The sequence below is a fragment of the Micromonospora lutea genome (assembly GCF_016863535.1).
GTDB classification, from domain to species: Bacteria; Actinomycetota; Actinomycetes; order Mycobacteriales; family Micromonosporaceae; genus Micromonospora; species Micromonospora lutea.
On sequence record NZ_BOPB01000009.1, the window covers coordinates 317,779 to 341,089 of the forward strand.

At 71.6% G+C, this 23,311-nt stretch carries 21 protein-coding genes; 13 read left to right on the forward strand and 8 right to left on the reverse strand.

The features are described from left to right. Positions 1–42 precede the first annotated feature (42 nt). On the forward strand, positions 43–381 hold the full coding sequence (locus Vlu01_RS09240) for an Imm51 family immunity protein (RefSeq protein ID WP_203996593.1): 339 nt from the start codon (positions 43–45) through the stop codon (positions 379–381). 379 nt (positions 382–760) lie between these two features. After that, positions 761–1,534, forward strand: coding sequence for an aminoglycoside phosphotransferase family protein (locus Vlu01_RS09245; RefSeq protein WP_308440934.1), 774 nt, complete (start codon positions 761–763; stop codon positions 1,532–1,534). 70 nt (positions 1,535–1,604) lie between these two features. On the opposite strand, the gene Vlu01_RS09250 is transcribed toward Vlu01_RS09245, so the two are convergent. Further along, positions 1,605–2,612, reverse strand: coding sequence for a hypothetical protein (locus Vlu01_RS09250; RefSeq protein WP_203996595.1), 1,008 nt, complete (start codon positions 2,610–2,612; stop codon positions 1,605–1,607). A 541-nt stretch (positions 2,613–3,153) separates the two neighbouring features. Here Vlu01_RS09250 and Vlu01_RS09255 point away from each other — a divergent pair. Continuing rightward, a complete protein-coding gene (locus tag Vlu01_RS09255) occupies positions 3,154–3,639 on the forward strand; it encodes a DinB family protein (protein WP_203997078.1) in 486 nt (161 codons plus the stop codon). Between the two features lie 150 nt (positions 3,640–3,789). Here the strand turns inward: Vlu01_RS09255 and Vlu01_RS09260 are convergent, their stop codons facing one another. From Vlu01_RS09260 to Vlu01_RS09270, 3 genes are all read right to left on the reverse strand, one after another. Beyond that, positions 3,790–4,602, reverse strand: coding sequence for a nucleotidyltransferase domain-containing protein (locus tag Vlu01_RS09260; protein WP_239095799.1), 813 nt, complete (start codon positions 4,600–4,602; stop codon positions 3,790–3,792). Next, positions 4,583–5,092: an NUDIX hydrolase gene (locus Vlu01_RS09265; RefSeq protein ID WP_203996596.1), complete on the reverse strand. Its 510-nt coding sequence runs from the start codon at positions 5,090–5,092 to the stop codon at positions 4,583–4,585. The genes Vlu01_RS09260 and Vlu01_RS09265 overlap by 20 nt, the downstream gene beginning before the upstream one ends. Before the next feature lie 190 nt (positions 5,093–5,282). Then, the gene (locus Vlu01_RS09270) at positions 5,283–6,497 is read right to left on the reverse strand and encodes a hypothetical protein (RefSeq protein WP_203996597.1); all 1,215 of its coding nucleotides are present in this window, start codon (positions 6,495–6,497) and stop codon (positions 5,283–5,285) included. 106 nt (positions 6,498–6,603) lie between these two features. Between Vlu01_RS09270 and Vlu01_RS09275 the strand changes: the two genes are divergently transcribed. Both Vlu01_RS09275 and npdG read left to right on the forward strand, forming a co-directional pair. Then, positions 6,604–8,028 (forward strand): RNB domain-containing ribonuclease, encoded by a 1,425-nt coding sequence (locus tag Vlu01_RS09275; protein WP_203996599.1) that lies wholly within the window; start codon positions 6,604–6,606, stop codon positions 8,026–8,028. 130 nt (positions 8,029–8,158) lie between these two features. Then, complete coding sequence (gene npdG / locus Vlu01_RS09280; RefSeq protein WP_203997080.1) at positions 8,159–8,857, forward strand: NADPH-dependent F420 reductase; 699 nt, start codon at positions 8,159–8,161, stop codon at positions 8,855–8,857. 62 nt (positions 8,858–8,919) lie between these two features. On the opposite strand, the gene Vlu01_RS09285 is transcribed toward npdG, so the two are convergent. Beyond that, positions 8,920–9,411: a hypothetical protein gene (locus Vlu01_RS09285; protein WP_203996600.1), complete on the reverse strand. Its 492-nt coding sequence runs from the start codon at positions 9,409–9,411 to the stop codon at positions 8,920–8,922. A gap of 108 nt (positions 9,412–9,519) precedes the next feature. On the opposite strand from Vlu01_RS09285, the gene Vlu01_RS09290 reads away from it, so the two are divergent. The 4 genes from Vlu01_RS09290 to Vlu01_RS09305 all read left to right on the forward strand — a co-directional run bounded on the left by Vlu01_RS09290 (position 9,520) and on the right by Vlu01_RS09305 (position 13,290). Further along, on the forward strand, positions 9,520–10,095 hold the full coding sequence (locus tag Vlu01_RS09290; protein WP_203996601.1) for an RNA polymerase sigma factor: 576 nt from the start codon (positions 9,520–9,522) through the stop codon (positions 10,093–10,095). Continuing rightward, the gene (locus Vlu01_RS09295; protein WP_203996602.1) at positions 10,092–10,913 is read left to right on the forward strand and encodes a hypothetical protein; all 822 of its coding nucleotides are present in this window, start codon (positions 10,092–10,094) and stop codon (positions 10,911–10,913) included. Before Vlu01_RS09290 ends, Vlu01_RS09295 begins: the two co-directional genes overlap by 4 nt. 57 nt (positions 10,914–10,970) lie before the next feature. After that, the gene (locus tag Vlu01_RS09300) at positions 10,971–12,485 is read left to right on the forward strand and encodes an HNH endonuclease signature motif containing protein (RefSeq protein WP_308440935.1); all 1,515 of its coding nucleotides are present in this window, start codon (positions 10,971–10,973) and stop codon (positions 12,483–12,485) included. A gap of 394 nt (positions 12,486–12,879) precedes the next feature. Then, positions 12,880–13,290, forward strand: a complete 411-nt coding sequence (locus tag Vlu01_RS09305; protein WP_203996604.1) for a VOC family protein — start codon at positions 12,880–12,882, stop codon at positions 13,288–13,290. A 57-nt stretch (positions 13,291–13,347) separates the two neighbouring features. Here Vlu01_RS09305 and panB read toward each other — a convergent pair whose 3' ends face one another. Further along, positions 13,348–14,193: a 3-methyl-2-oxobutanoate hydroxymethyltransferase gene (gene panB, locus Vlu01_RS09310; protein ID WP_203996605.1), complete on the reverse strand. Its 846-nt coding sequence runs from the start codon at positions 14,191–14,193 to the stop codon at positions 13,348–13,350. A gap of 142 nt (positions 14,194–14,335) precedes the next feature. Continuing rightward, positions 14,336–16,120 (reverse strand): NAD+ synthase, encoded by a 1,785-nt coding sequence (locus tag Vlu01_RS09315; protein WP_203996607.1) that lies wholly within the window; start codon positions 16,118–16,120, stop codon positions 14,336–14,338. A 203-nt stretch (positions 16,121–16,323) separates the two neighbouring features. On the opposite strand from Vlu01_RS09315, the gene glnA reads away from it, so the two are divergent. Both glnA and Vlu01_RS09325 read left to right on the forward strand, forming a co-directional pair. Further along, positions 16,324–17,673, forward strand: a complete 1,350-nt coding sequence (gene glnA, locus Vlu01_RS09320) for a type I glutamate--ammonia ligase (RefSeq protein ID WP_203996610.1) — start codon at positions 16,324–16,326, stop codon at positions 17,671–17,673. A 124-nt stretch (positions 17,674–17,797) separates the two neighbouring features. Continuing rightward, positions 17,798–18,223 (forward strand): DUF350 domain-containing protein, encoded by a 426-nt coding sequence (locus tag Vlu01_RS09325; protein ID WP_203996612.1) that lies wholly within the window; start codon positions 17,798–17,800, stop codon positions 18,221–18,223. Between the two features lie 83 nt (positions 18,224–18,306). Here Vlu01_RS09325 and Vlu01_RS09330 read toward each other — a convergent pair whose 3' ends face one another. After that, on the reverse strand, positions 18,307–19,236 hold the full coding sequence (locus Vlu01_RS09330) for a S66 peptidase family protein (RefSeq protein WP_203996614.1): 930 nt from the start codon (positions 19,234–19,236) through the stop codon (positions 18,307–18,309). A gap of 168 nt (positions 19,237–19,404) precedes the next feature. Here Vlu01_RS09330 and Vlu01_RS09335 point away from each other — a divergent pair, with 168 nt between their 5' ends. Further along, positions 19,405–20,169 (forward strand): type 1 glutamine amidotransferase, encoded by a 765-nt coding sequence (locus tag Vlu01_RS09335; RefSeq protein ID WP_203996616.1) that lies wholly within the window; start codon positions 19,405–19,407, stop codon positions 20,167–20,169. Further along, on the forward strand, positions 20,169–23,291 hold the full coding sequence (locus Vlu01_RS09340; protein ID WP_203996618.1) for a bifunctional [glutamine synthetase] adenylyltransferase/[glutamine synthetase]-adenylyl-L-tyrosine phosphorylase: 3,123 nt from the start codon (positions 20,169–20,171) through the stop codon (positions 23,289–23,291). Before Vlu01_RS09335 ends, Vlu01_RS09340 begins: the two co-directional genes overlap by 1 nt. Positions 23,292–23,311: the final 20 nt, after the last annotated feature.

Here is a 23,311-nt window from a genome sequence, read left to right on the forward strand (position 1 = left end):
AGGATCTTGTCGCCGGCTACCGGCGGCTGCCAGGCTCGCCCGATGACCTTGTTTCTCATGATTGAGACGACGCCCGGTGAGTATTCGCTGCTGCTGAATGCGGGGACGACGCCGGTTGACGACCTGGTCGAGGAGCTCAAGCACGAGCCCAACGGATACTTCTGGGAAGGCGTGGCGCAGGTTCTCGTCAGCACCGAGGCTCAGTCGCTCGAAGGTCGATTCGTCTATGCCTCCGAGGGTGGCACGTTCTGCGCCCACGGCACCGATCGACGGGCGCTGGAAGAGCTGGAAGCGCGGATGAACGCGGTCGCCACCGACGGTGAACGCATGCGGCGGCTGATCACGGACGCCGAGGCGAGCGGCTTCGAGTTCGACGACTGACAGTCAAGGTGGGCAGGCCCAGGCCGCATAGCCCGGACGCCCTGGCGACGCCCTGAGCGAGTGCCGGACGAACGAAACGCCTGCTCAAGGCACGAACGAACTTCATAATCCGGCGTACAGGTCGACTCGTCCGTCGCCCACCTTCGGCTATCACACTCTGGTGCTGCACGACATCGCGTTCAACGTCGATGGTCGACGAGGATGGCTCAGTGAGTGAGATTCCGGATCTTGGTCCTCCGCCGCAGCGCATCACCGTCGAGGTAGAACTGGTGCGTCGACTCGTGCTGACCAGTTCCCGCAGTGGGCCGACCTTCCGGTTGAGCCGGTAGCTGACGGCGGCTGGAACAACTGGACCTTCCACCTCGGCCGCGAGCGGCTGGTGCGTCTGCCCAGCGCTGCCGAGTACGCCTTGGCGGTCGAGAAGGAACATCGGTGGCTCCCAGCGCTCGCCGCTAGGCTGCCGTTGCCCATCCCCACTCCGGTGGCAAAAGGCGAGCCCGGTGCGGGCTACCCCTACCCGTGGTCGATCTACCGGTGGCTCGACGGCGAGACCGCGAGCGTCGAGGGTGTCGCCGACCCGGTGCGATTCGCGCTCGACCTGGCCGGATTCCTTGCCGCCCTGCAAAGCGTCGACGCTGCTGGCGGTCCGCAGCCGGGCATCCACAACTGGTTCCGGGGTGGCAGTCTGCGCACCTACGACAAGGACGTTGAGCGTGCGCTCGCAGAGTTGGACGGCCATGTCGATGCCGGTTTGGTCCGCGAGATCTGGGCGAGGGCACTCGGTGCCCGCTGGGACGGTGCGGACCGCTGGTTCCATGGCGACATCGCCCCGGGGAACCTGCTGCTTGCGCACGGCCGGTTGACGGCCGTCATCGATTTCGGCACCTGCGGCGTCGGTGATCCGGCCTGCGATCTGGCGATCGCCTGGACGTTGCTGACTCCTGACGGCCGGGAGGCGTTCCGCAAGCGGCTGTCGGTGGATGCGGCAACATGGGCGCGCGGGCGTGGCTGGGCTCTCTGGAAGACCCTCACCACGTACTCCTACACCAACCGAGATCGTGAAGATGGAGGAGTGTCTGCGAACGCGCAGCGCGTGCTCGGCGAGATCTTCTCCGAGTACGCGGCCAGCGCTGCCACCAGAGCCCTTCGATGACACAGAAGCGTGCACCGGGCTGCGCCGGGCCCAGCCAAAGACCGGCGGCCTTGGAGTCGTGCCTGGTCGGTTAATTCACGGTGCCGGGGGCGAGCACGGTCACCGACGTGGGGAACGTCGTCACGACGCGGCGGTCGTTGCTCTGTGGGTCGACGACGATCAGCTCGGTCCCGGTGCCGGTCCAGCGTTGCAGGACCACGCCGTCGGCCACCACGCCTAGGCACAGCTGTGGTCCATCCGTACTGCGGTAAGACGTCTCGATTCTGGCGGTGGCGGCGCCGGACGTGGCGTCGACGCCCAGCAGCGCCACCGACGGTGCCACGGGTGAGCCTTCGTTGGTGGGCAGCCGATTCGGGCGGCCGATGACCGCCCAGATGGTCGGTGGATTTCCGCCCGCGTGCCACAGCGGAATCAGCGGACCCGCCGTCTCACCCGGCTCCAACTGCTCGGGCGCGACCACCGGCAGTGTCCGGGTCACGCCCGTGACGACGTCCTGGACCGTGAGGGTCAACGCCTGTGCCGTGGCCGGGTCGGCCATCGGGGTCATGTCGAACGTTGCCAGTTCCCGACCGGCGAGGAACGCCACCTCGGTGGTGAGGAGGGAGGTCGTGATGCCCAGCGGGCTCACCGTCCCGCCCGGCAGTGCCATGGAGCCGAAGGTACGCCCTTCGGTGCTCAGCTTGGCCAGCAGCAGCGAGCGGGCATCGGTGGACCAGAGCCACAGCTCGTAGCCCTCCGCGACCTCGTACTTCGTGGTGCCGGCCAGGTCCCGCACCTGCCATCGGCCGTCCCGTTTGACGCCCAGCCATCGCCCGTCCGGCGACAGTGACAGGTGCAGCGGCTCGGCAGCCGCGGGCGTACGCCCGACGCGGAAATGCTCCCCGGACCGGGTCACCAGGTAGACGTCGTTCTGGGCGAACGTACGGGTGTCGGGGTCGAGGCTCGCTGCGTTGACCATGAGGTGGTACATCAGCGCGCCCCGACCCACCCCGCGGTGATCCGGCAGGTCGACGACCTGGGCTGGTGGCACCAGGTGAGGCGGAAGCTCGCTGAACACGGCTTCGATCCCGGCGGTCACGGCCGGCGCTGGCTCCGTCCGCTGAGTCGCCATACGCCATCCGACCATTCCCGCCGCCACCAGCACGACGATCGCGACACCTGTCACCGCGACCGTTCGCCATCGCCGCGCCGGCCGCACCGGATCTGTCCGCGTTGTAGGAGATGTCATCGCAATGTCCCCGCTTCCGGCGTCGACCGCCCAGCACACCGAAGCGGAGACAGCCCAGCCGCGTCAACAGCCCCGTTCGATCCGTCATTCGAAATAAGAGCGACCGGCAATAGGGCTGGCGGGGCTGCGGCGCGCCCTGGCACTTCGGCTGGCGGCGTTGTCGTCGTCGGCCATGCAACACCGGCATGGCCTCCTCCTCCGCCTTGCCACCCTCGGCCAAGACCCGCCTCGCCTCCACCGCCCTACTGCCGGTCGCTCTAAACCGGGTCGAGATCGTCGGTGGGATCTGATCGAGGTGCGTTGTCCGCGTGCCGCGGGACAGCGGGGACGAGTGGGCTGCCGTTAGGGTCCGAGGATGGTGGAGAGTCGCCCAGATCCCGTGACCACGTTGATGAAGGCGAGCACCGGCGGGGAACGCGTCATGCTCGACGCGTTTCTTGACTTTCATCGCTTCGTGCTGCTGCGGAAGCTGCAGGGGATCTCCGACGCTGACGCCGCCCGCCGACTGGTGCCGTCGGCGACCACCCTCGCCGGCCTGGTGAAGCACCTGACAATGGTCGAGCGGAACTGGTTCCGGTGTCTGCTCGCGCCAGGACCGGAGGACGTCTATCTCACCTCCGAGCAGGACGCGGCGGACAGCTTCGCGTTGACCGAGGACGACTCTGTCGAGCGGTTGTCGGCGGCGTACGCGGCGGAGTGTGCCCGGTCGCGGGAGATCGCGGGCCGGTTCGAACTCGACCACGTGGTGCCCCACCCGCAGCTCGGGGAGGTCTCGTTGCGCTGGGTCCTGGTGCATCTGATCGAGGAGACGGCGCGGCACGTCGGCCACGCCGACATCCTCCGCGAACTCACCGACGGTTCGACGGGTGCCATCTGACCGAGGTGGACGCCGCCGCCGTCGACGATCAGGGGGTGACTGACGGAATCCGCCCTGGCCGAGGCGGACGCTGACCTGCCGGCCGAGGCCGAAGGTGGCCGCCGCGGCGGCCGAGAATCGCCGCAGCGGCTGGTGCCACGAGTTCGTCTGCTACCTGTCGGCCGGCGTGCCGGTGAGGTCGGTGAGGACACGTCGCTGGAAGGCGCGGGCCGCCGCGCCGGTGGGTGGGACACCGCCGTCGCGGGCGGCGATCGACCGCTCGACCAGCTCGATGGTGTCGACGTCGACCAGCGGTCCGGACTCGTCCACCAGCCGCCGGCCGGCGGCCACCTTGGGCAGCCAGATTCCGGTGCGCAGGCGTACCCAGGAGCGGCAGGCACCGAGCACGGCGTCCTCCGCGCCGGGGGCGGGCACCTCACCGGCGGGCGTCGGTCGTGCCAACCACCAACGCAGCGCGTCCAGGACCAGCCGATGCAGGTCGTCGGGGGCCAGGTCGGCGAAAGCGTCTGCGGCGGGCGGACCGAGCAGAGCCTGCCCGCTCTGATGCAGGATGCTGCGGTCCAGGCCGTACCAGAACAGGCCGTCCGCGCTCGGACGCTGCGCCGGGCCGTACGAAACCCGGAAGTCCATCCGCGCGCCGGTGTTCAGCTCGACCTCGAACCCCGGTTCAGGGGTGCCGGAACGGGCCACCTCCCGCCGGTACACGACCAACTCCAGACCGCGTGCCGGGCAGGGCAGCGCCTCGTGCCGCAGTCGGGCCACCAACTCCTCGGCGACCCGGCGGTCCAATGGGCCGGCGCAGATCAGCGCCACGTCCACGTCGCTGCGCCCGGGATGGTACGCGGACAGACCCACCGAGCCTGCCGCGTACGCCCCGCACAACTCGGCACCGAGCACGTTGCCGGCGACCGTGACCAGGTCGGTCAGGTACCGCCGCAGCGGTTCAGGCGTACTCCAGCTCACCGGGCTCGCCCCACAGCGTTCCGGCGGGCAGGAAGAACGTCGAGCTCTCCCCGCCGAGGGCATGCCGGATGACCATCCGGGCGTGCTCGTCGAGGTCCGGTAGCTGTCCCGGCTTGAACCACCGTACGTCCAACGACTCGTCGTCGTTGACCCGTGCCTCGCCACCCAGCAAGCGGCAGTGGAAGCCGAGGTTGAGGTACTCGCAACGGTCGCCGTTCGGGTACGTGTGCGGGTGCGACACCGCACTGCTGAGCCGCAGCGGTTCGACGGTCAGGCCGGTCTCCTCCAGCACCTCGCGGACGACTGCCGTGGCCGGCTGCTCACCCGGCTCGACGCAGCCGCTCACGACCGACCAACGGCCGTCGTCGGCGCGCTGGCCGAGCAGGAGATCACCCGCGTCGTTGCGGACGATGGCACTCACGCTGGGTAGCCAGAGTAGGTCGTGGCCGATGTGCTTGCGCATCCGCAGGATGTAGTCCGGTACGCCCATCCGGTGACCTTAGCCAATCCGGTGATCCGGGCTCGCACCCGGGCCGGTGGCATCTATTTTCGCAGTTCAGGCCCGCAGGGCAGGGAGCACGTCTACTGTGGAAGGGTCTGGCGACTTGCCGTGTTCCGGTGGCGGTCGGTCGTTTCCCGGTGCACAGTGATGCCATGAGCGACAGCGGACGTGGGCATTACTACTGGTGTACGCGACACCATCGGGTCGAGTCCGGTGCCGACGTGTGCCCTGCGCGGCACGTTCTCGGACCGTACGACTCGACCGCGGATGCGGAGAACGCCCTGCAACAGGTGCGGGAACGCAACGAGGCATGGGAGGCGGAGGACGCTCGCTGGACCGGGGAGGACAGGTAGACGGCGCGGGATGCCTCCCGCGTCGAGGCACCGCGTGCGTCGCGAGGGCGGCAGCACGTCCCCATGAAGGGAACCGAGATGGCCGAAGCGCAACAGGCCACCCGCCCGGCCGCGAAGCGTACGCCCGCGAGGAAGACCGCCGCGACGGAACGCACCGCAGGACTCGCGCGTACCCCGTCCACCCGCCGCGCCTCCGGCACCGCGCCGGCCGCCCGTAAGGCGACCGCCGGGACCGGGCGGACTCCGGCGGCGAAGAGCGCCGCCACGACGCCGGGAACCAAGGCCACGTTGGCGCGGAAGACCGCCGCGGCCAAGAAGGCCGCTCCCGCGAAGAAGACCGTGTCGGCGAAGGCCGCACCGACGAAGGCACCCGCCCCGAGGACCACCGCGACATCCACCCGGACCGCCACCGGCACGCGCAAGACCACGACCGCAGCGACTCGCACCCCCGCGAAGAAGGCGACGTCCGCGCGGAGCACGACGGCCCCCACGAAGAAGACGACGGCGGCGAAGAAGACGACGGCGGCGAAGAAGACAGCGGCGGCGCGGAAGACGGCCCCCGCGAAGAAGGCCACGTCGGCCCGCACGACGGCCCCCGCGAAGAAGGCAGCGACCGTGCGGCGCCCGGCGGCGAAGGCGGCACCCACGAAGAAGACGGCGCCCGCGAAGAAGGCGACGGGCGCGCGGAGCACGTCGGGGGCGCGGAAGGCACCTGCGAAGACCGCGACGTCGGTGGTGAAGAAGGCGGCGGCGCGCAAGACGGCGGCGAAGGCCCCGGCCAAGAAGTCGCCCGCGAAGACGGTGGCTGCCAGGAAGGCACCGGCCCGGAAGAGCACCACGGCGACCACCCGCACGTCGGCGGCGAAGAAGGCATCCGCGACGAAGTCGGCGGCGACGAAGGCGACTGCGAAGAAGGCCCCGGCGAAGAAGGCAGCCGCGAAGAAGGCTTCCGCGACGAAGTCGGCTGCCAAGAGGTCGCCCGCGAAGAAGGCGACTGCGAAGAAGGCATCCGCCAGGAACGCCGGGCGCGCCACGTCCAACGGGCGGACCGGCACCGCGCGGAAAACGGCCGGCTGACCCGGCGTACGCCGACGAACCGTCGCTCGGAGGAGGGCGTGGGGTGACTGGCGCTGTCAGGATTGGCGCATGGTCATCCGACGTGTCCTCGCCCCGCGCATCGATTTCGGGGCGCTACGCCGAGAACTGGGGCTGCCCGAGGTCTACCCGGAGGCGGCGCAGCGGGAGGCCGACGAGGCCGCCACGGCGCCGCCCCGGCCGGCCGTCGACCGCACGGACATTCCGCTGGTCACGGTGGATCCGCCCGGCTCGCGGGACCTGGACCAGGCGATGCACCTCAGCCGCCGCCCCGGCGGCGGCTACCGGGTGCGGTACGCGATAGCCGACGTCGCCGCCCACGTACGCCCGGGCGGCGCGCTGGAGGACGAGACCTGGCGCCGAGGGCAGACCGTCTACCTGCCCGACGGCAACGTGCCGCTGCACCCGCACTCCCTCGGCGAGGGGGCGGCGAGCCTGCTGCCCGACGTCGACCGGGCGGCCGTGCTCTGGACCATCGACCTGGACGCCGACGGTGGCGCCAGCGCGGTGGTGGTGCAGCGTGCCCTGGTCCGCAGCCGGGCTCAACTGGCGTACCCGCAGGTGCAGGCGGACGCCGACGCGGACCGGCTGCCCGAGCCGATCGCGCTGCTGCCCGAGATCGGTGCGCTGCTCACCGCCCGAGGGCTGAGTCGGGGAGCGATCAACCTGCCCATTCCCGAGCAGGACGTGGAAGCCGACGGTGACGGTTGGCGGCTCGTGCTGCGGGCACCAGTGCCGATGGAGGAGCACAACGCGCAGATTTCGCTGCTCACCGGGATGGCCGCCGCCGACCTGATGCTGGCCGGCGGGATCGGCCTGCTGCGGACCATGCCCGCGCCGAAGTCCGAGGCGGTGCAGCGGCTGCGGGCCGCCGCCGCCCCGTTGGGCGTGCACTGGCCGGACGACGTGGGCGTGGGTGAGCTGCTGCTCCGGCTGGATCCGGCCCAGCCTCGGGCCGCCGCGTTCATCGACCAGGCGGCCGAGCTGATGCGGTCGGCCGCGTACACCCCGTTTGACGGCGAGCTGCCCGAGCAACCGACGCATGGCGGGGTCGCGGCCGCGTACGCCCATGTCACGGCGCCGCTGCGACGACTCGCCGACCGGTACGCCACGGAGGTCTGCCTGGCCCTGCACGACGGCCGTGCGGTGCCCGACTGGGCCCGCGCGGCGCTGCCCCGGCTGCCTGCGGTGATGGCGGCCACGGATCGCACCGCGTCCGCGGCGAGCCGGGGCGCGATCGACCTGGCCGAGGCGGTGCTGCTGGCCCATCGGGTGGGGGAGACCTTCGACGCCGCGGTGCTCGACGTCGACGCGCCGTCGAACGGCAAGGGCCGCCCGCCCGGCGGCACGGTGGCCCTGGATGATCCGCCGGTACGCGCCCGCTGTCTCGGTGAGCTGCCACTCGGCACCCGGGTCCGGGTCCGGCTGATCGCCGCCGACCCGGTCAAACGCTCGGTCGCCTTCGAACTCGCCTGACGCCGCGATCTCGCCGCCCGTGCGCCTCGCACCGCGCGCCTCGCACCGCGCGCAGCGGGCAGCGGGCAGCGGGGATTGTCACAGCGTCCGTCGCTGCTGCCGGGCCAGCGGATTTGCGAGGATGACGACCATGGCATACGACCCGAGCACCCTGCCCGACGTTTCCGGGCTCACCATCGGCATCATCGGTGGCACCGGCGACCAGGGCCGAGGGCTCGCCTACCGGTTCGCCCGGGCGGGCCTGACGGTGCTGATCGGTTCCCGCGCCGCGCAGCGGGCGGCCGAGTCGGCAGCCGAGATCGCTGCCCTGCCCGGGGTACCGGCCGACGGCAGCGTCACCGGTGCCGACAACGACGAGGTGGCCCGTCGCAGCGACCTGGTGATCATCGCGGTACCCTGGGACGGGCACGCCGCCACCGTCGGCGCACTCGCCGAACCGCTCGCCGGCAAGATCGTCGTGGATTGCGTCAACCCGCTCGGCTTCGACAAGCAGGGCCCGTACGCGCTGCCGGTGGCGGAGGGCAGCGCCGTCCAGCAGGCCGCCGCGCTGCTGCCCGACTCCCGCGTGTGCGCCGCGTTCAACCACGTCAGCGCCCCGCTGCTGGCCGATCCCCAGATCGACCGCATCGAACTGGACGTGCTGATCTGCACCGAGGAGCGGGAACTGGTCGGCATCGTCGGCGCGCTCGCCGCCCACATTCCCGGCATGCGTGGCATCTACGCCGGACGACTGCGTAACGCCCACCAGATCGAGGCGTTCACCGCGAACCTGATCGCCATCAACAAGCGTTACAAGGCACACGCCGGCGTCCGCGTCACCGACCTCTGATCGGCCGAAGACCGACAGGGTGTGACCCGGTCGCTGAGCGGCCGAGTCACACTCTGCAACGGTCAGAAGTTGACGTCGACGCCGGTGTCCTTGCACGTCGCGGTGAGGTTCGCGGCGGCCTTCTGGAAGGCGGGCTTGTCGCCGTACGCGACCGGGTCGGACGAATCGACGGCCTGCGTCACCTGGGCCTGGAACTCCTTGATGGCGACGACCACCTTGCTGTCCGGGCTTCCGGTGCCGGCGGCCTTGCCGAGAGCGGTGGCCATGTCGGTGTAACTCTCCGACAGCATCTCCGCCGTCGGCTCCTTACCGGCCTGCAGCGCGTCGAACAGAACCTGCTTCGACTCGTCCCCGGCCTCCTTCACCGTCTGGCAGATCGTCTTGTCGTCCGCCGCGTCCGCTGCGGTTGACGCCGGGGCATCCGCGCCGGGCGCCGCACTGGTGGCGGCCGGTGCGGACGAGTCCGGCGCGTCGGCCTGCTCCCCACCGCAGGCGGTCAGCGCCAGTACCGTGACCCCGGCCAGGGCGATTCCAAAGAGATGATGACGTTTCACGGCTGCGAATCGTAGTTCCCCCTGTCGATCGGCCTGCCGTCAGGCCTCCCCGGGGCGAGGAATCGACCGCCGACGCAACACCTCTCGGTCCGCCGGCCATAGTGTGATGTGACGATCCAGATGGAGCCGACCGACCAGGAGTTGTGGTCGGCGACGGTGGCTGGCGACGAGGTGGGGTTCGCCCGGCTGTTCGACCGGTACGCGCGGACCGTCTACAACCACGCTTTCCGACTCACCGGGTCCTGGTCGCTCGCCGAGGATGTCACCCAGTCGGCCTTCCTGGTCGCCTGGCGACGTCGCGACGACGCTCGCCTGGTCGACGGCTCGATACTGCCCTGGCTGCTGGTCATCACCACCAACACCGCGCGCGGTGAGTCCCGCTCGGCGCGGCGTTGGCGTGCGCTGCTGCGGCGCATACCGCATGAGCGCGGTACGGAACGCGACGTGGCCGACGACGCGGCCGGCCGGGTCGATGACGAACGGCGAATGCGGGAGATCCTGACGGCGGTGCGCCGGTTACCCCGTGCCGAACGTGAGGCCGTCGCGCTGTGCCTCTGGTCCGGTGTGTCCTACGCCGACGCGGCGGTCGCCCTGGACATCAGCGAGAGTTCGGTCCGCTCCCGAGTGAGTCGGGCTCGCGCTCGGTTGACCAGCCAACTTCTCGATGACGCGGAGGACCGATGAACGTGCTCGACCTGCCCGCCGAGCGTGACCTGCCAACCGGACGGGCGGCCAGGATGCGGGACCGACTCGTGACGGAAATGGGGACGGTGCCGAACCGTCCGCCAGTGCGTCGTCGCATCGCCGTCGCGCTCGTCGCCGCCGCGATGATCGCCACGGCCGGGGTGGTGACCTGGCCTGATCCCGCTCGGGACACCCGGTTCCTCGCCCTGGGACCGGCGGAGCTGTCACCGACGCTGCGGCAGGCCGCCGAGCGGTGCCTGGCCCTCGGCGACGAGCCGGCCCGGGTACGGGCGACCGTCGCCGATCTGGCGGTCGGCGTGGAACGGGGCAACCATGCCGCGTTGATGTTCCTTACCGGCGACCACTACGTCGCGTGTGACCTCTGGGAGCCACCCCACCAGTCATGGTCCGGTGGCACGGCGACCTCCATCGACGATCCGACCTGGCAGAGAGCGTGGCTGCCCGGCCCGGTTCAGCGGCTCCTGCTCACCTCGACCGACCCCGACGGCGGCGAGGTGGTGGCGATCGGGCGGGTGAGCGACCGCGTGCACCGGTTGGTGTTGCAACAGCCTGACGGCACGATCACACCGGCCCGGGTCGCCAACGGCGCGTTCGGCCTCGTCGGCGACGACATCAGCGAGGACGGCGGGGCGAACCTGGTCGCCTACGACAGGGCCGGCGTCGAGATCGACCGGCGACCGTTGTTCAGGCCGTTCGACCAGCTTGGTCGCTGCTACGTCGACCCGGCCGGCGTGGTCGTCTATGGCGATCCGGGGCCTGCGTGCCAGCCGGCCGAGCCCTGGCGCCGACAGCGTTAGCGCAGCCTGAGGTGGCGGCGCGGAAAACTGTCGTACGGGTGTTCTAATGTTGGCCACGTGTTGGAGGAGTTGGCCCGGGTCGAGGCGGAGACGCAATCGTGCGTCGAGGCCGCGGTGTGGGCCATGCCGGAGAGCAGCCTCACCGACGCCCTCGACGCGGTGCACCGGCTGGAGCAGCGGCTCGCCGCGATGAAGCTGGCCCTCGTGCGCGAGCTGGACGGCCGTGGGACGGCGCTGGCCCAGGGCGCGTCATCCACCGCCGTCTGGCTCCGCGACAAGCTCCGCCTCAGCGTGCCGGCGGCCCGGGGGCTGGTCGACCTCGCCGAGGCCCTCGACCACGAAGCAGAGCTGTCCGCCGCGCTCGCCGCCGGCCAGGTCGACCTGGCGCAGACCCGGGTGATCGCCGGGGTTGCGGCCCTGGTGCGGCGGGAAGCCGACACCGAGGCGGCCGGACGAGCCGTCGACCTCCTGGTCGGCTGGGCGGGACAGTTCGATCCGACCGTCCTGCGCCGGCTCGGCTCCCGGATCCTCGACCACGTGGCGCCGGAGGCGGCCGAGGCGGCCACCGGCAGGGCGCTGGAGGCTGAGGCCGCGCGGGCAGCTCGCGATCGACACGTCACCCTCTCCGACCTACGCGACGGGCGCACCCGGCTGACCGGCAGCCTCGCCGCGGAGACCGCCGCGCTGCTGCGGGCCGCCATCGATCCGCTCACCGCACCCTCCGGCCCGGACGATTCTCGCTCGTCCGGGCAACGCCGCCACGACGCCGTCGGCGACATCTGTCGACTCGCCCTGCGCAGCGGTGACGTGCCCGAGCACGGCGCGGACGCCGCCCAGATCGTCGTCACCACCGGATACGACGTTCTCACCGCAAGCCTCGGGCCCGGCACGCTGGACGGTGGTCTCACCCTCACCGCGGAAACGGTGCGCCGGTTGGCCTGCGACGCGGCGGTGCTTCCCGCCGTGCTCGGCGGCGCGGGTCAAATTCTCGACGTCGGCCGGCAGCGTCGCCTCGTCTCCGGGCCGTTGCGGAGGGCGCTGGTGCTGCGCGATCGTGGCTGCGCCTTCCCGGGCTGCGACCGCCCACCCCGCTGGTGCGAGGGCCACCACCTGCGGCACTGGTCCGCCGGCGGCAACACCAGCCTCGCCAACGCGGTGCTGCTCTGCCGCCACCATCACCGTCAGGTGCATCACCACGGCTGGCAGGTCCGCCTCGCCGCCGACGGTCATCCGGAGTTCCTCCCGCCGACCTGGTTCGATCCGGATCAGCGCCCCCGCCGCAACCGCCTGCGGCATCCGCCCGCACCCGCCAACCGACGCCCCCTTACGTCCGTGCCCGCCGGGTCGACTCGGTCTCTGCCCGCCGGGTCGACTCGGTCCGCGCCCGCCGGTCCGCCCCGGTCTCTGCCCGCCGGGTCGTTCCGGTCCGTGCCCGTCGGGCCACGGACCCGCCCGGCCGTTGCCCACGCGGCGACGGTGGCGAGGACCGACGGGTGGCGGCCCGACCCGGCGGGACGACGAAGAGCCGCACGACCGTCCGGTCGGCCCGCCGTCCAGGCGCGCCCGCCCTGACCCGGCCCCGCTCAGCCGCCGCCGGTGGGTCAGGCCCGGCCAGAAGATCGGGGTACGCGACAACCGTCCGGGCCGGAGGGTGTCGTCGCTGATCGACCAGTGCACCGGCGTGCCGGCACCGTCCTCGCCGAGCTGCGCCGAGCCCCGCGTGGCCCAGTCGGTCTCGCGGAGAGACCGTAGGCGAGCGAGCTCACTGAGGTGGATCCGGAATTGGAACTCCCATGACGGCGGCCCCCGCAGCATCACCATCACGACAGCGGGATCCGCACTGTTCTCGTCGACCACCACTTGGCCATCCGATGGTCGCAGCCCTGCCTCGGAAAGCTGCCCCAGTGTCGGGGGTTGGGTCTAACGTCCGACAGTGACCAGGTCACCTCGCCAGGAGAGTGCTGCCATGACATCTCAGCTCAACCCGTACCTCACGTTCGACGGCAACGCCCGCCAGGCCATGGAGTTCTACCAGTCGGTGTTCGGCGGGCAGTTGCAGGTCAGCACCTTCGGCGAATTCGGCACGTCCGATCCGGCCGTGGCCGACAAGGTGATGCACGCGAGGCTGAACACCGATCAGGGGTACACCCTGATGGCCTCCGACACCGCGCCCGGCATGACCTACAACCCCGGCGACACCATCACCTGCAGTCTGAGCGGAGACCCGGGTGACGGCCTTGAGGAGATGTGGGCGAAGTTGTCCGACGGCGGCACCGTCACGACGCCGTTCGAGAAGCAGATGTGGGGGGACCTGTACGGCATGTGCGTCGACAGGTTCGGCATCCCGTGGATGGTGAACGTCGCTCAACCGCAGTGATCGGCGGCAGCTGCGGGACGACACCTGTCCCGCAGCTGCCGCCGGCAGTCGACCGGATCAGAAGGTGTGTTCGGGGGCGGGGAACTGCCCCGCGCGGACCTCGTCGGCGAAGCGGCGGGTGGCCTCGTCGAGGGTGTCGGCCAGGGCGGCGTAGCGTTTCACGAAGCGTGGTGCCTTGCCGGTGCGCAGACCTGCCATGTCCTGCCAGACGAGCACCTGAGCGTCGGTGTCCGGGCCGGCGCCGATGCCCACCGTGGGGATCGGCAGTTCGGCGGTGACCCGCTTGGCGACGTCGCCGGGCACCATCTCGAGCACCACCGCGAAGGCGCCCGCCGCGGCGACCGCCCGCGCGTCGGCCAGCACCTCGTCGGCGGTCTCGCCGCGGCCCTGCACCCGGTATCCGCCGATGGCGTGCTCACGCTGTGGCGTGAACCCGATGTGCGCCATCACCGGGATGCCGGCACCCACGATCGCCTCGATCTGCGCGGCGTAGCGCTGACCGCCCTCCAGTTTCACGGCGTGACAACCGCCCTCCTTCATGAACCGCACGGCCGTCCGCAGCGCCTGGGTCGGACCCTCCTCGTACGACCCGAAGGGCAGATCGCCGACGACCAGGGTGTGCCGGGTGGCCCGGACCACCGCCCGTACCAGCGGCAGCAGTTCCTCGGCGGTCACCGGCAGGGTCGTCTCGTAACCGAACACGTTGTTCGCCGCCGAGTCGCCCACCAGCAGCACCGGGATCCCGGCGGCGTCGAAGATCGCCGCCGTGTACTGGTCGTACGAGGTGAGCATCGACCATTTCTCGCCGCGCTCCTTGGCGGCGAGCAGGTCGCGGGTACGGACGCGACGGGTGGCCGGACCGCCGTAGAGGGCGGTCACCTCGGCCGGAGTGGATTCCACCACGATGTTCTCCTTCCTCGAGGCCGCGTACGCGGTCCCCGGGTTCTGCCGCGATCGTCCCACCGTGCAGACGGTCGACGGCAGGGCGAAGTGGAGGATTTCACTCCGACGCACCCACAGCTCGGCTGAGCCACCCGGGAGTCGGTCAGCCGTCCTCGCGCCACCGGTTGGTGATCGGTAGCCGCCGGTCCCGTCCGAACGCCTTCATCGAGATCTTCGTACCCGGGGCGGACTGGCGGCGCTTGTACTCGGCGGTATCCACCAACCGCAGCACCTTGTCCACCACGGCAGGGTCGTGGCCGGAGGTGATCAGGCCGTCGCGGCCGAGGTCGCCGTCGATGTAGCCGATCAGGATGGGATCGAGTACGTCGTAGTCGGGCAGCGAGTCGCTGTCGAGTTGTCCTGGGCTCAGCTCGGCGCTCGGTGGCTTGCCGATCGAGTTCTCCGGGATCGGTGGCGTCAGGCCCAGCCGGCTCGCCTCGGTGTTGCGCCACTTGGCCAGCCGCCAGACCAGGGTCTTCCACACGTCCTTGATCGGGTTGAAGCCACCGACCGAGTCGCCGTACAGGGTCGAGTAGCCGACCGCCAGCTCACTCTTGTTGCCGGTGGTCAGCACCAGGGGGCCCTCCTGGTTCGACAACGCCATCAGGATGACGCCGCGGACCCGGGCCTGGAGATTCTCCACCGCCACCCCGGACAGCGACAGGTTCGCCAGGAAGGTGTCCACCATCGGCTGGATCGGCTCGACCCGGTAGTCCAGGCCGGTCCGCTTGGCCAGGTCGGCGGCGTCGGAGCGGCTGTGCTCCGAGGAGTGCTGGCTGGGCATGGAGACACCGATCACCCGGTCACCGCCGAGGGCGTCCACCGCGATGGCCGCAGCCACCGCCGAGTCGATGCCGCCGGAGAGCCCGAGCACCACCGAGGGAAAGCGGTTCTTCTCGACGTAGTCACGCAGGCCGAGCACCAGTGCCTGCCACACCTCGGCCTCGTCGGCCACCGGTTCGATGACGCCGCCGACCGCCGCCGGGCCGGTGGGCGAGGGCGGGATCCCGTCGAGGGTACGACGCACCACCCGCAGCCCTTCGGCGATCTGCTCGCCGTCACCGCCCGCGCCGGTACCGGGGTCGGGGGTGACCTCGTCGACGGTGGGCAGGTCGACGTCGTGCACGAGCAGGTGCGTGACGAACTGCGGTGCCCGGGTGAGCACCGTCCCGTCCGCCGCGACGATCATCGAGTCGCCCTCGAAGACCAACTCGTCCTGACCACCGATCATGTTGACGTACGCGATGGTGGCACCGGCCTCGGCGGCCCGCCGGCGTACCACCGGAAGTCGCAGGTCGTCCTTGTTCAGTTCGTACGGCGAACCGTTGATGTTGACCACCAGACCCACCCCGGCCCGCCGGGCAGCGGCGAACGGTCCGCCGGCCTGCCAGAGGTCCTCGCAGATGGTCAGGGCCACGTCCACCCCACCGAGCCGGACGACGGTGAGCATGTCGCCGGGCACGAAGTAGCGGTCCTCGTCGAAGACGCCGTAGTTGGGCAGGTGGTGTTTGAAGTAGGTGGCGACCACCTCGCCGCGGTGCAGCACCGCCGCGGCGTTGCGGGTGCCCCGGCCCGGCTCGGCGTCCGCGCTGATCTGCGGCGGACCATCAGCGTCCAGGTAACCCACCACGACCGGCAGCTCGCCCAGGCCGTCGGCGGCCAGGTCGGCGGCGAGCCGCCCGAGTGCCGCCTGGGAGGCGGCCACGAAGGAGCGCCGGAAGACGAGGTCCTCCACCGGGTACCCGGTCAGCATCATCTCCGGGAACAGCACGAGCTGGGCGCCGGAGTCGGCGGCCCGGCGGGTCCAGGCGCGGACGAGGCCGGCGTTGCCGGTGAGGTCACCGACAGTGGGGTTGACCTGGCACAGGGCGAGACGCAGGGTGGGCATGTCCTCATCTTGCCCCAGCGGTACGGGGTCGACACGTCGACGTGGGGCAGTGCGACCGGGCCGGACCGTCGGTCGGGACCGGACGGGACGCAACGGCCGCGGTTCGGTTAACGTCTGCGTAATCGGGTCGAGGGAGACTGGTCGGTCAGGTCGGACGGAGTCCGACCGCAGGCGGACATAGGGTGTCGCGGAAGGTTGGGGAAGTGGACCGTCAGCAGGAGTTCGTCCTCCGTACGCTGGAAGAGCGGGACATCCGGTTCGTCCGGCTGTGGTTCACCGACGTGCTCGGCACGCTCAAGAGTGTGTCGGTGGCCCCCGCCGAACTGGAGGCCGCCTTCGAGGAAGGCATCGGTTTCGACGGCTCGGCCATCGAGGGATTCGCCCGGGTCTTCGAGTCGGACATGGTCGCCATGCCCGACCCGACCACCTTCCAGGTCTTCCCCTTCGAGGGCGGGGTCAGCGGCGAGAGCGCCCGGATGTTCTGCGACATCTCGCTGCCCGACGGCAGCCCGTCCTGGGCGGACCCGCGCCACGTGTTGCGCCGGGCGCTGTCCCGGGCCGCCGACAAGGGGTTCACCTTCTACACCCACCCGGAGATCGAGTTCTTCCTGCTGGAGAACGGGCCGATGGACGGCTCGGTGCCGGTGCCGGTGGACACCGGCGGCTACTTCGAGCACACCACCCACGCGGTCGCCCGGGACTTCCGCCGCCAGGGCGTGCTCGCCCTGGAACGGATCGGCATCTCGGTCGAGTACAGCCACCACGAGGTCGCCCCGGGCCAGCAGGAGATCGACCTGCGGTACGCCGACGCGCTGACCACCGCCGACAACATCATGACCTTCCGGCACGTGGTCAAGGAGGTGGCGCTCTCCACCGGCGTGCAGGCCACCTTCATGCCCAAGCCCTTCACCGACCAGCCGGGCAGCGGCATGCACACCCACCTGTCGCTGTTCGAGGGGGAGCGCAACGCGTTCCACGACGCCAGCGACCCGATGAAGCTGTCCAAGGTGGCACGGGCGTTCATCGCCGGGCTGCTGGCGCACGCCCGGGAGTACACCGCCGTCACCAACCAGTGGGTCAACTCGTACAAGCGACTCTTCCCGCAGGCGCTACCGGACCGGGTCACCGAGAGCCCCGCGTACGTCTGCTGGGGTCACCTGAACCGCTCCGCGCTGGTCCGTGTCCCGGCGTACGGCAAGCCGAACTCGGCCCGCGTGGAGATCCGCTCGCCCGACTCGGCGGCCAACCCGTACCTCGCCTTCGCGGTGCTGCTCGGTGCCGGGATGAAGGGCATCGAGGAGGGGTACGAGCTGCCGCCGGGGGCCGAGGACGACGTGTGGGCGCTGACCAGCGCCGAGCGGCGGGCGATGGGGTACGAGCCGTTGCCGGAGAACCTGTCCGAGGCGATCGACGTGATGGCCGGTTCGGAACTGGTCGCCGAGGTGCTCGGCGAGCACGTCTTCGACTTCTTCCTGCGTAACAAGCGGGCCGAGTGGGAGCAGTACCGCCGCCAGGTCACTCCGTACGAGCGGCAGCACTACCTGTCGCTGTAACCGCGGATCCGCCGGATCCGCCGGACCCGGCCCGCCACCGGGCGGCCGAGCGTTGCGGGGTGCCGCTATCGTCTCGATCACCGTGCCGGCGTCCGCCGGCCGGAGACCCGTCGGGAGGCAGTCGGTGCTGGAGGACCTGCTCAGCGGAGCCTGGCAGAGTGTGGTGTTCGGGGTTGTCGGAGTCGGCCTGATGGCCGCCGGCTTCTTCCTGGTCGACCTGCTCACCCCGGGCAAACTGCGGGAGCTGATCTGGATTCGCCGTAACGCCAACGCCGGCCTGCTGCTCGCCGCGAATCAGCTCGGCGTCGCCGGCATCGTCTTCACCGCGATCCTGACCAGCTACCACGACTTCGCCAAGGGACTGGCCTCGACGATCATCTTCGGGCTGATCGGTCTCGGCATCATGGCGTTGGCCTTCTTCGTGCTGGACCTGCTCACGCCGGGCAAGCTCGGCGAGGTCATCTGCGCCGACGAGCCGCACCCGGTGGCCAAGGTCAGCGCCGCCAGTCACTTCGGTGCCGCGCTGATCGTCTGCGCCTGCATCGCCTGAGAGCGACCGGTTTTCCTGGCCTGCCGCCGCTGCCGCTGCTGGCCCGGTCAGATCTCACGGATTCGGATCTGTCCGGCGCAGCGTCAGCGGACGGCGGGAGCGACGGTAAGGGTGCCGGAGTCGGCGTCGAGGGTGGCCCGGGTGCCGACCGGCACGGTGAGCTGGCCCGGACCGTGGCCGATCGGCAGTCCGCCCAGCACCGGCACGCCCAGGTCGCCGAGGCGCTCGACGAGCACATCGGCGACCGTGGTGTCCCAGCCGTCGGCGCAGTCGGTGAACTGCCCCACGGCCACCCCGGCCAGCCCGTCCAGCGCACCGACCCGACGAAGCTGGGTCAGCATCCGATCGACCTTGTACGGCGGTTCCTGCACGTCCTCCAACAGCAGCACCTCCCCGGTCAGGTCGGGCATGTCGGGGGTGCCGATCGAGGCCACCACCAGGCAGAGGTTGCCGCCGAGCAGCCGGCCGACGGCCCGCCCCGGCACGCGTACACCATAGGTTTCCTCGCCCTCGACGGCGCGTACGGTGACCGGCTCGGTGGTGGTCAGCGCCGCGTGCAGGGACTGCGCCGAGGCCAGCGGGGTGCGCTCGTCGCGCCAGGCCGCCCCGGGCCCGTGCACTCCGGCCAGGCGGGCACCGCGCCAGAGCGCCAGTTGCAGGGCGGTGATGTCGGAGAACCCGGCCACCACCTTCGGGTCGCGGCGGACCGCCGCCATGTCGATCGCGTCCACCACCCGTTGTGCGCCGTAGCCGCCCCGGGTGCAGATCACCCCGCGTACCTGGGGGTCGGCGAAGGCGGTGTTCAGGTCCGCCGCCCGCAGCGCGTCGGCCCCGGCCAGGTAGCCCTGCCGGGCGTACGCGTTGGGTGCGAGTACCGGCCGCAGTCCCCAACCGGTGAGCAGCTCGACGCCCCGGGCCACCCGCTCGGGACGGGTCGGCCCGGACGGCGACACCAGCATCACCGTGTCGCCGGGACGCAGGGCCGGGGGTCGGCGGACCTCGTCGGTGCTCACAGCAGGCGAGCCTAGTGCGGCGCCGGTGGCTCGTGGCCGAGGTGCCGGGCGGCGCACGCCGGGGCGCTGCGCGGCTGAGCCGGGGGAAGGTGGCGGGTGACGGGCCGGCCGCAGGCTGGGGACGAGCCGCTCCGGGCGTGTTTCCGGATACCGGATAGCCTCGACTATGTGGCAACCGCGTTGGTGATCGAGAACGACCCGACCGACGATCCGCGCCGGCTGGGGGAGTGGCTGACCGAGGCTGGGCTGGAGCTGTCGGTGGTTCGCCCGCACGCGGGCGACCCGCTCCCCGCTGACCTGGACGGGTTCGCGGCCCTGGTGGTGCTCGGCGGCGACCAGCAGGCTTATCCGTTGGTCGACGGCGTGCCGGCGGCACCCTGGTTTCCGGCCGTGGAGAAGCTGCTCCGCAAGGCCGTGCGGCACCGGGTGCCGACCCTGGGCATCTGCCTCGGCGCGCAACTGCTCGCCACCGCCCACGCCGGCACCGTCGAGCGCAGCCCGTCCGGTCCGGAGGCGGGACCCGCCGTCGTCGGGCGGCGTGACGCAGCCGAGAACGATCCCCTCTTCCGGTACGTGCCGCTGATTCCCGACGTGTTGCAGTGGCACGCTGACGAGATCACCGAACTGCCCGCCGGGGCCACGCTGCTGGCCGCCTCCACCCGCTATCCGCACCAGGCGTTCCGCCTCGGCGACCGGGCCTGGGGACTGCAGTTCCACATCGAGTGCGACACCGCGATGATCGCCGAATGGGCGACCGACTCGGCGCTGCTGGCTGAGCTGGGTTACGACCCGCAACTGGTGATCTCCGCCTGTGACGCGGTGATGGTCGACATCGAGGAGGTCTGGCAGCCGTTCGCGGCGCGGTTCGCCGCGCTCGCCCTCGGCGAGCTGGAGGACGGGTCGCGTCGCAGCCTGCCACTGCTCGGGCACTGATGGGCCGGCCGACCAGCGCCACGGGCCGACTCGCCCGCTACGGCTTCGGCGTCACCGACGACGACGCGGGGGCCCGCGCCGCCGACCTGCTCGGACCGGGTGGCCTCGGCCTGTGGCGTACGCAGACGCAGGAACCGACCGACGAACCGGCCGGCGAGCTGCTCACCGCGCTGTCCCGGGTCGCCGACCCGGATCTGGCGCTGCGCCAGCTGCACCGCCTGGTCGAGGCGGAGCACCGTGCGGCTGGCGCGAACGGCACCATCGGCCCCGGTGGGGCGTTGCGGCGGGATGCCGGACCCGGCCGCGGCACGAACTCCGGTGGTGCGGGTACCGACGCCACCGCCGATGCCAGCGGAGGCATCGGGACGGGCTCGGCGCTGCTGGCCGCACTGCACGACGATCCGGGCCTGCGTCGCCGGCTGCTCGCCGTCCTGGGCGCCTCCGCAGCACTCGGCGATCACCTCGTGGCCAACCCCGACCAGTGGTCGGTGCTGCGTACCGCACCGGACGGCCTTGCGCCGACCGCCGACGGCAGCCTCGACCTGTCGGGCGAGGGCAACCCGATCGCGGTGCTGCGGCGGGCGTACCGGCTGGCGTTGCTGCGGGTCGCGGCGGCCGACCTGACCGGCGGGCGCGGCCTGGAACAGACGATGGCTGCGCTCTCGGAACTGGCCGACGCCACGCTGTCGGCCGCGTACCAGATCGCCGTGGCGGAGCTGCCCGAGGGCACCCGGGAACCGCGCCTGGCCGTGGTCGCGATGGGCAAGTGCGGCGGCGGCGAGCTGAACTATGTCTCCGACGTCGACGTGATCTTCGTGGCGGCTGAGGACGACGACCTGACCGCCGCCACCACCGTGGCCACCCGGCTGATCCACATCTGCGGCCTGGTCGCCTGGCCGGTCGACGCGGCCCTGCGCCCCGAGGGCAACCGGGGCCCGCTGGTGCGGACCCTCGCCAGCCACCTGGCGTACTACCGGCGCTGGGCCCGGACCTGGGAGTTCCAGGCGCTGCTCAAGGCCCGCCCGGCCGCCGGTGACCTGGCGCTCGGACAGGACTGGATCGACGCGCTGGCACCGTTGCTCTGGCAGGCGGCGGAACGCCCCGAGGCGGTCGAGGACGTCCGAGCGATGCGCCGCAAGATCATCGATAACATTCCGCCGAAGGAGCTGGAACGCGAGATCAAACGCGGTCCCGGCGGGCTGCGCGACATCGAGTTCGCGGTGCAGTTGCTGCAACTGGTGCACGGCCGGGGCGACGAGACGCTGCGGGCGCCCGGCACCATCCCCGCCCTGCGGGCGCTGGTCACCGGCGGCTACGTCGGCCGGGCCGACGGCGAGGCGCTGCTACGCGGCTACCGCTTCCTGCGCGGCGTCGAGCACCGGCTGCAACTGCAGGGCCTGCGGCGCACCCACACCGTACCGACCGAGCCGAGGGCGTTGCGCTGGCTCGCCACCTCGCTCGGCTACACCGCCACCCCCGGGCGCAGCGCCGTCGAGGAGTTCCGCGCCGAGTGGGTCACCCACGCCTCAGAGGTACGCCGACTGCACGCCAAGCTGCTCTACCGGCCGCTGCTGGAGTCCGTGGCCCGGGTACCGGCAGACGGGCTGCGGCTGACCCCGGAGGCGGCCCGCAACCGCCTGGAGATCCTCGGCTTCGCCGACCCGGCCGGGGCGCTGCGTCACCTCCAGGCCCTCACCGGCGGGGTGAGCCGCACCGCCGCCATCCAGCGCACCCTGCTGCCGGTGCTGCTCAGCGAGTTCGCCGACGCGCCCGAGCCGGACCGGGGGCTGCTCAGCTACCGGCAGGTCTCCGACTCGCTCGGCAGCACGCCGTGGTACCTGCGGCTGCTGCGCGACTCCGGGCCGGTGGCCCGTCGGCTGGCCCGGGTGCTCTCCTCCTCCCGGTACGTCACGGATCTCCTGGCCCGCGAGCCGGAGGCGCTGCGCCTCCTGGCTGAGGAGAGCGAGCTGAGCCCCCGCCCGCGCGAGGTGCTCTTCGAGGGTTTCACCGCCGCCGGCGCCCGGCACGCCGACCCGGTCGAGGCGACCCGCGCGGTACGCGCGCTGCGCCGCCGGGAACTGCTCCGCCTCGCCTGCGCCGACCTGCTCAGCCGAGCCGGCTCGCTCGCCCCGGCCCGCCCCGACGGTGGCCGCACCACGTCCCCCCTGGCCGACATCACGGCGGTCGGCACCGCACTCTGCGACGTCACCGACGCGACGCTCGCCGCCGCGCTGCACATCGCCCGCGCCGCCCAGCCGGCGATGCCGGGGCTGACCTTCGCGGTGATCGGGATGGGCCGGCTCGGCGGGTACGAGTCGAACTACCTCTCCGACGCCGACGTGCTCTTCGTCTACGAACCACCCGAGGGCGTCAGCGAGAGCGCGGCCAGCGCCGCCGCGCACGCCATCGCCGAGGAGCTACGGCGGCTGCTCGGCATGCCCGCACCCGACCCGCCCCTCGGCGTCGACGCCGACCTGCGTCCCGAGGGCCGGCAGGGGCCACTGGTCCGCAGCCTCGCCGCCTACCAGCAGTACTACGCCCGCTGGTCGAAGGTGTGGGAGGCGCAGGCGCTGCTGCGCGCCCGCTGCGTCTGCGGCGACGCCGAGCTGGGCGCACGGTTCGAGCGGATGGTCGACCCGATCCGCTACCCGGCCGGCGGGCTGACCCGGGAGCAGATTGTCGAGATCCGGCGGATCAAGGTACGCGTGGAGACCGAGCGGCTGCCCCGGGGCGCCGACCCGGCCACCCACACCAAACTGGGCCGGGGTGGCCTGGCCGACGTGGAGTGGGCGGTGCAGCTGCTCCAGTTGCGGCACGCGGGCGCGCACCCGGCGCTGCGCGGCACGCGTACCCTCGACGCGCTCGCCGCCGCCCGGGACGCGGGCCTGGTCGACCCGGCGGACGCCGAGGCGATGGCGGCCGGCTGGACGCTCGCCGCCCAGGTCCGCAACGCGCTGATGCTGGTCCGGGGCCGTGCCGGCGACCAGTTGCCCCGGCACGGCGTGGAACTGGCCGGCGTGACCCGGCTGCTCGGTCACGACGACCCGGGCGAGTTCCTCGACGAGTACCTGCGCACCGGCCGCCGCTCCCGCACCGCCACCCAACGCGTCCTGGAGATGTAAGGAAGGGCACCCTGTTAACG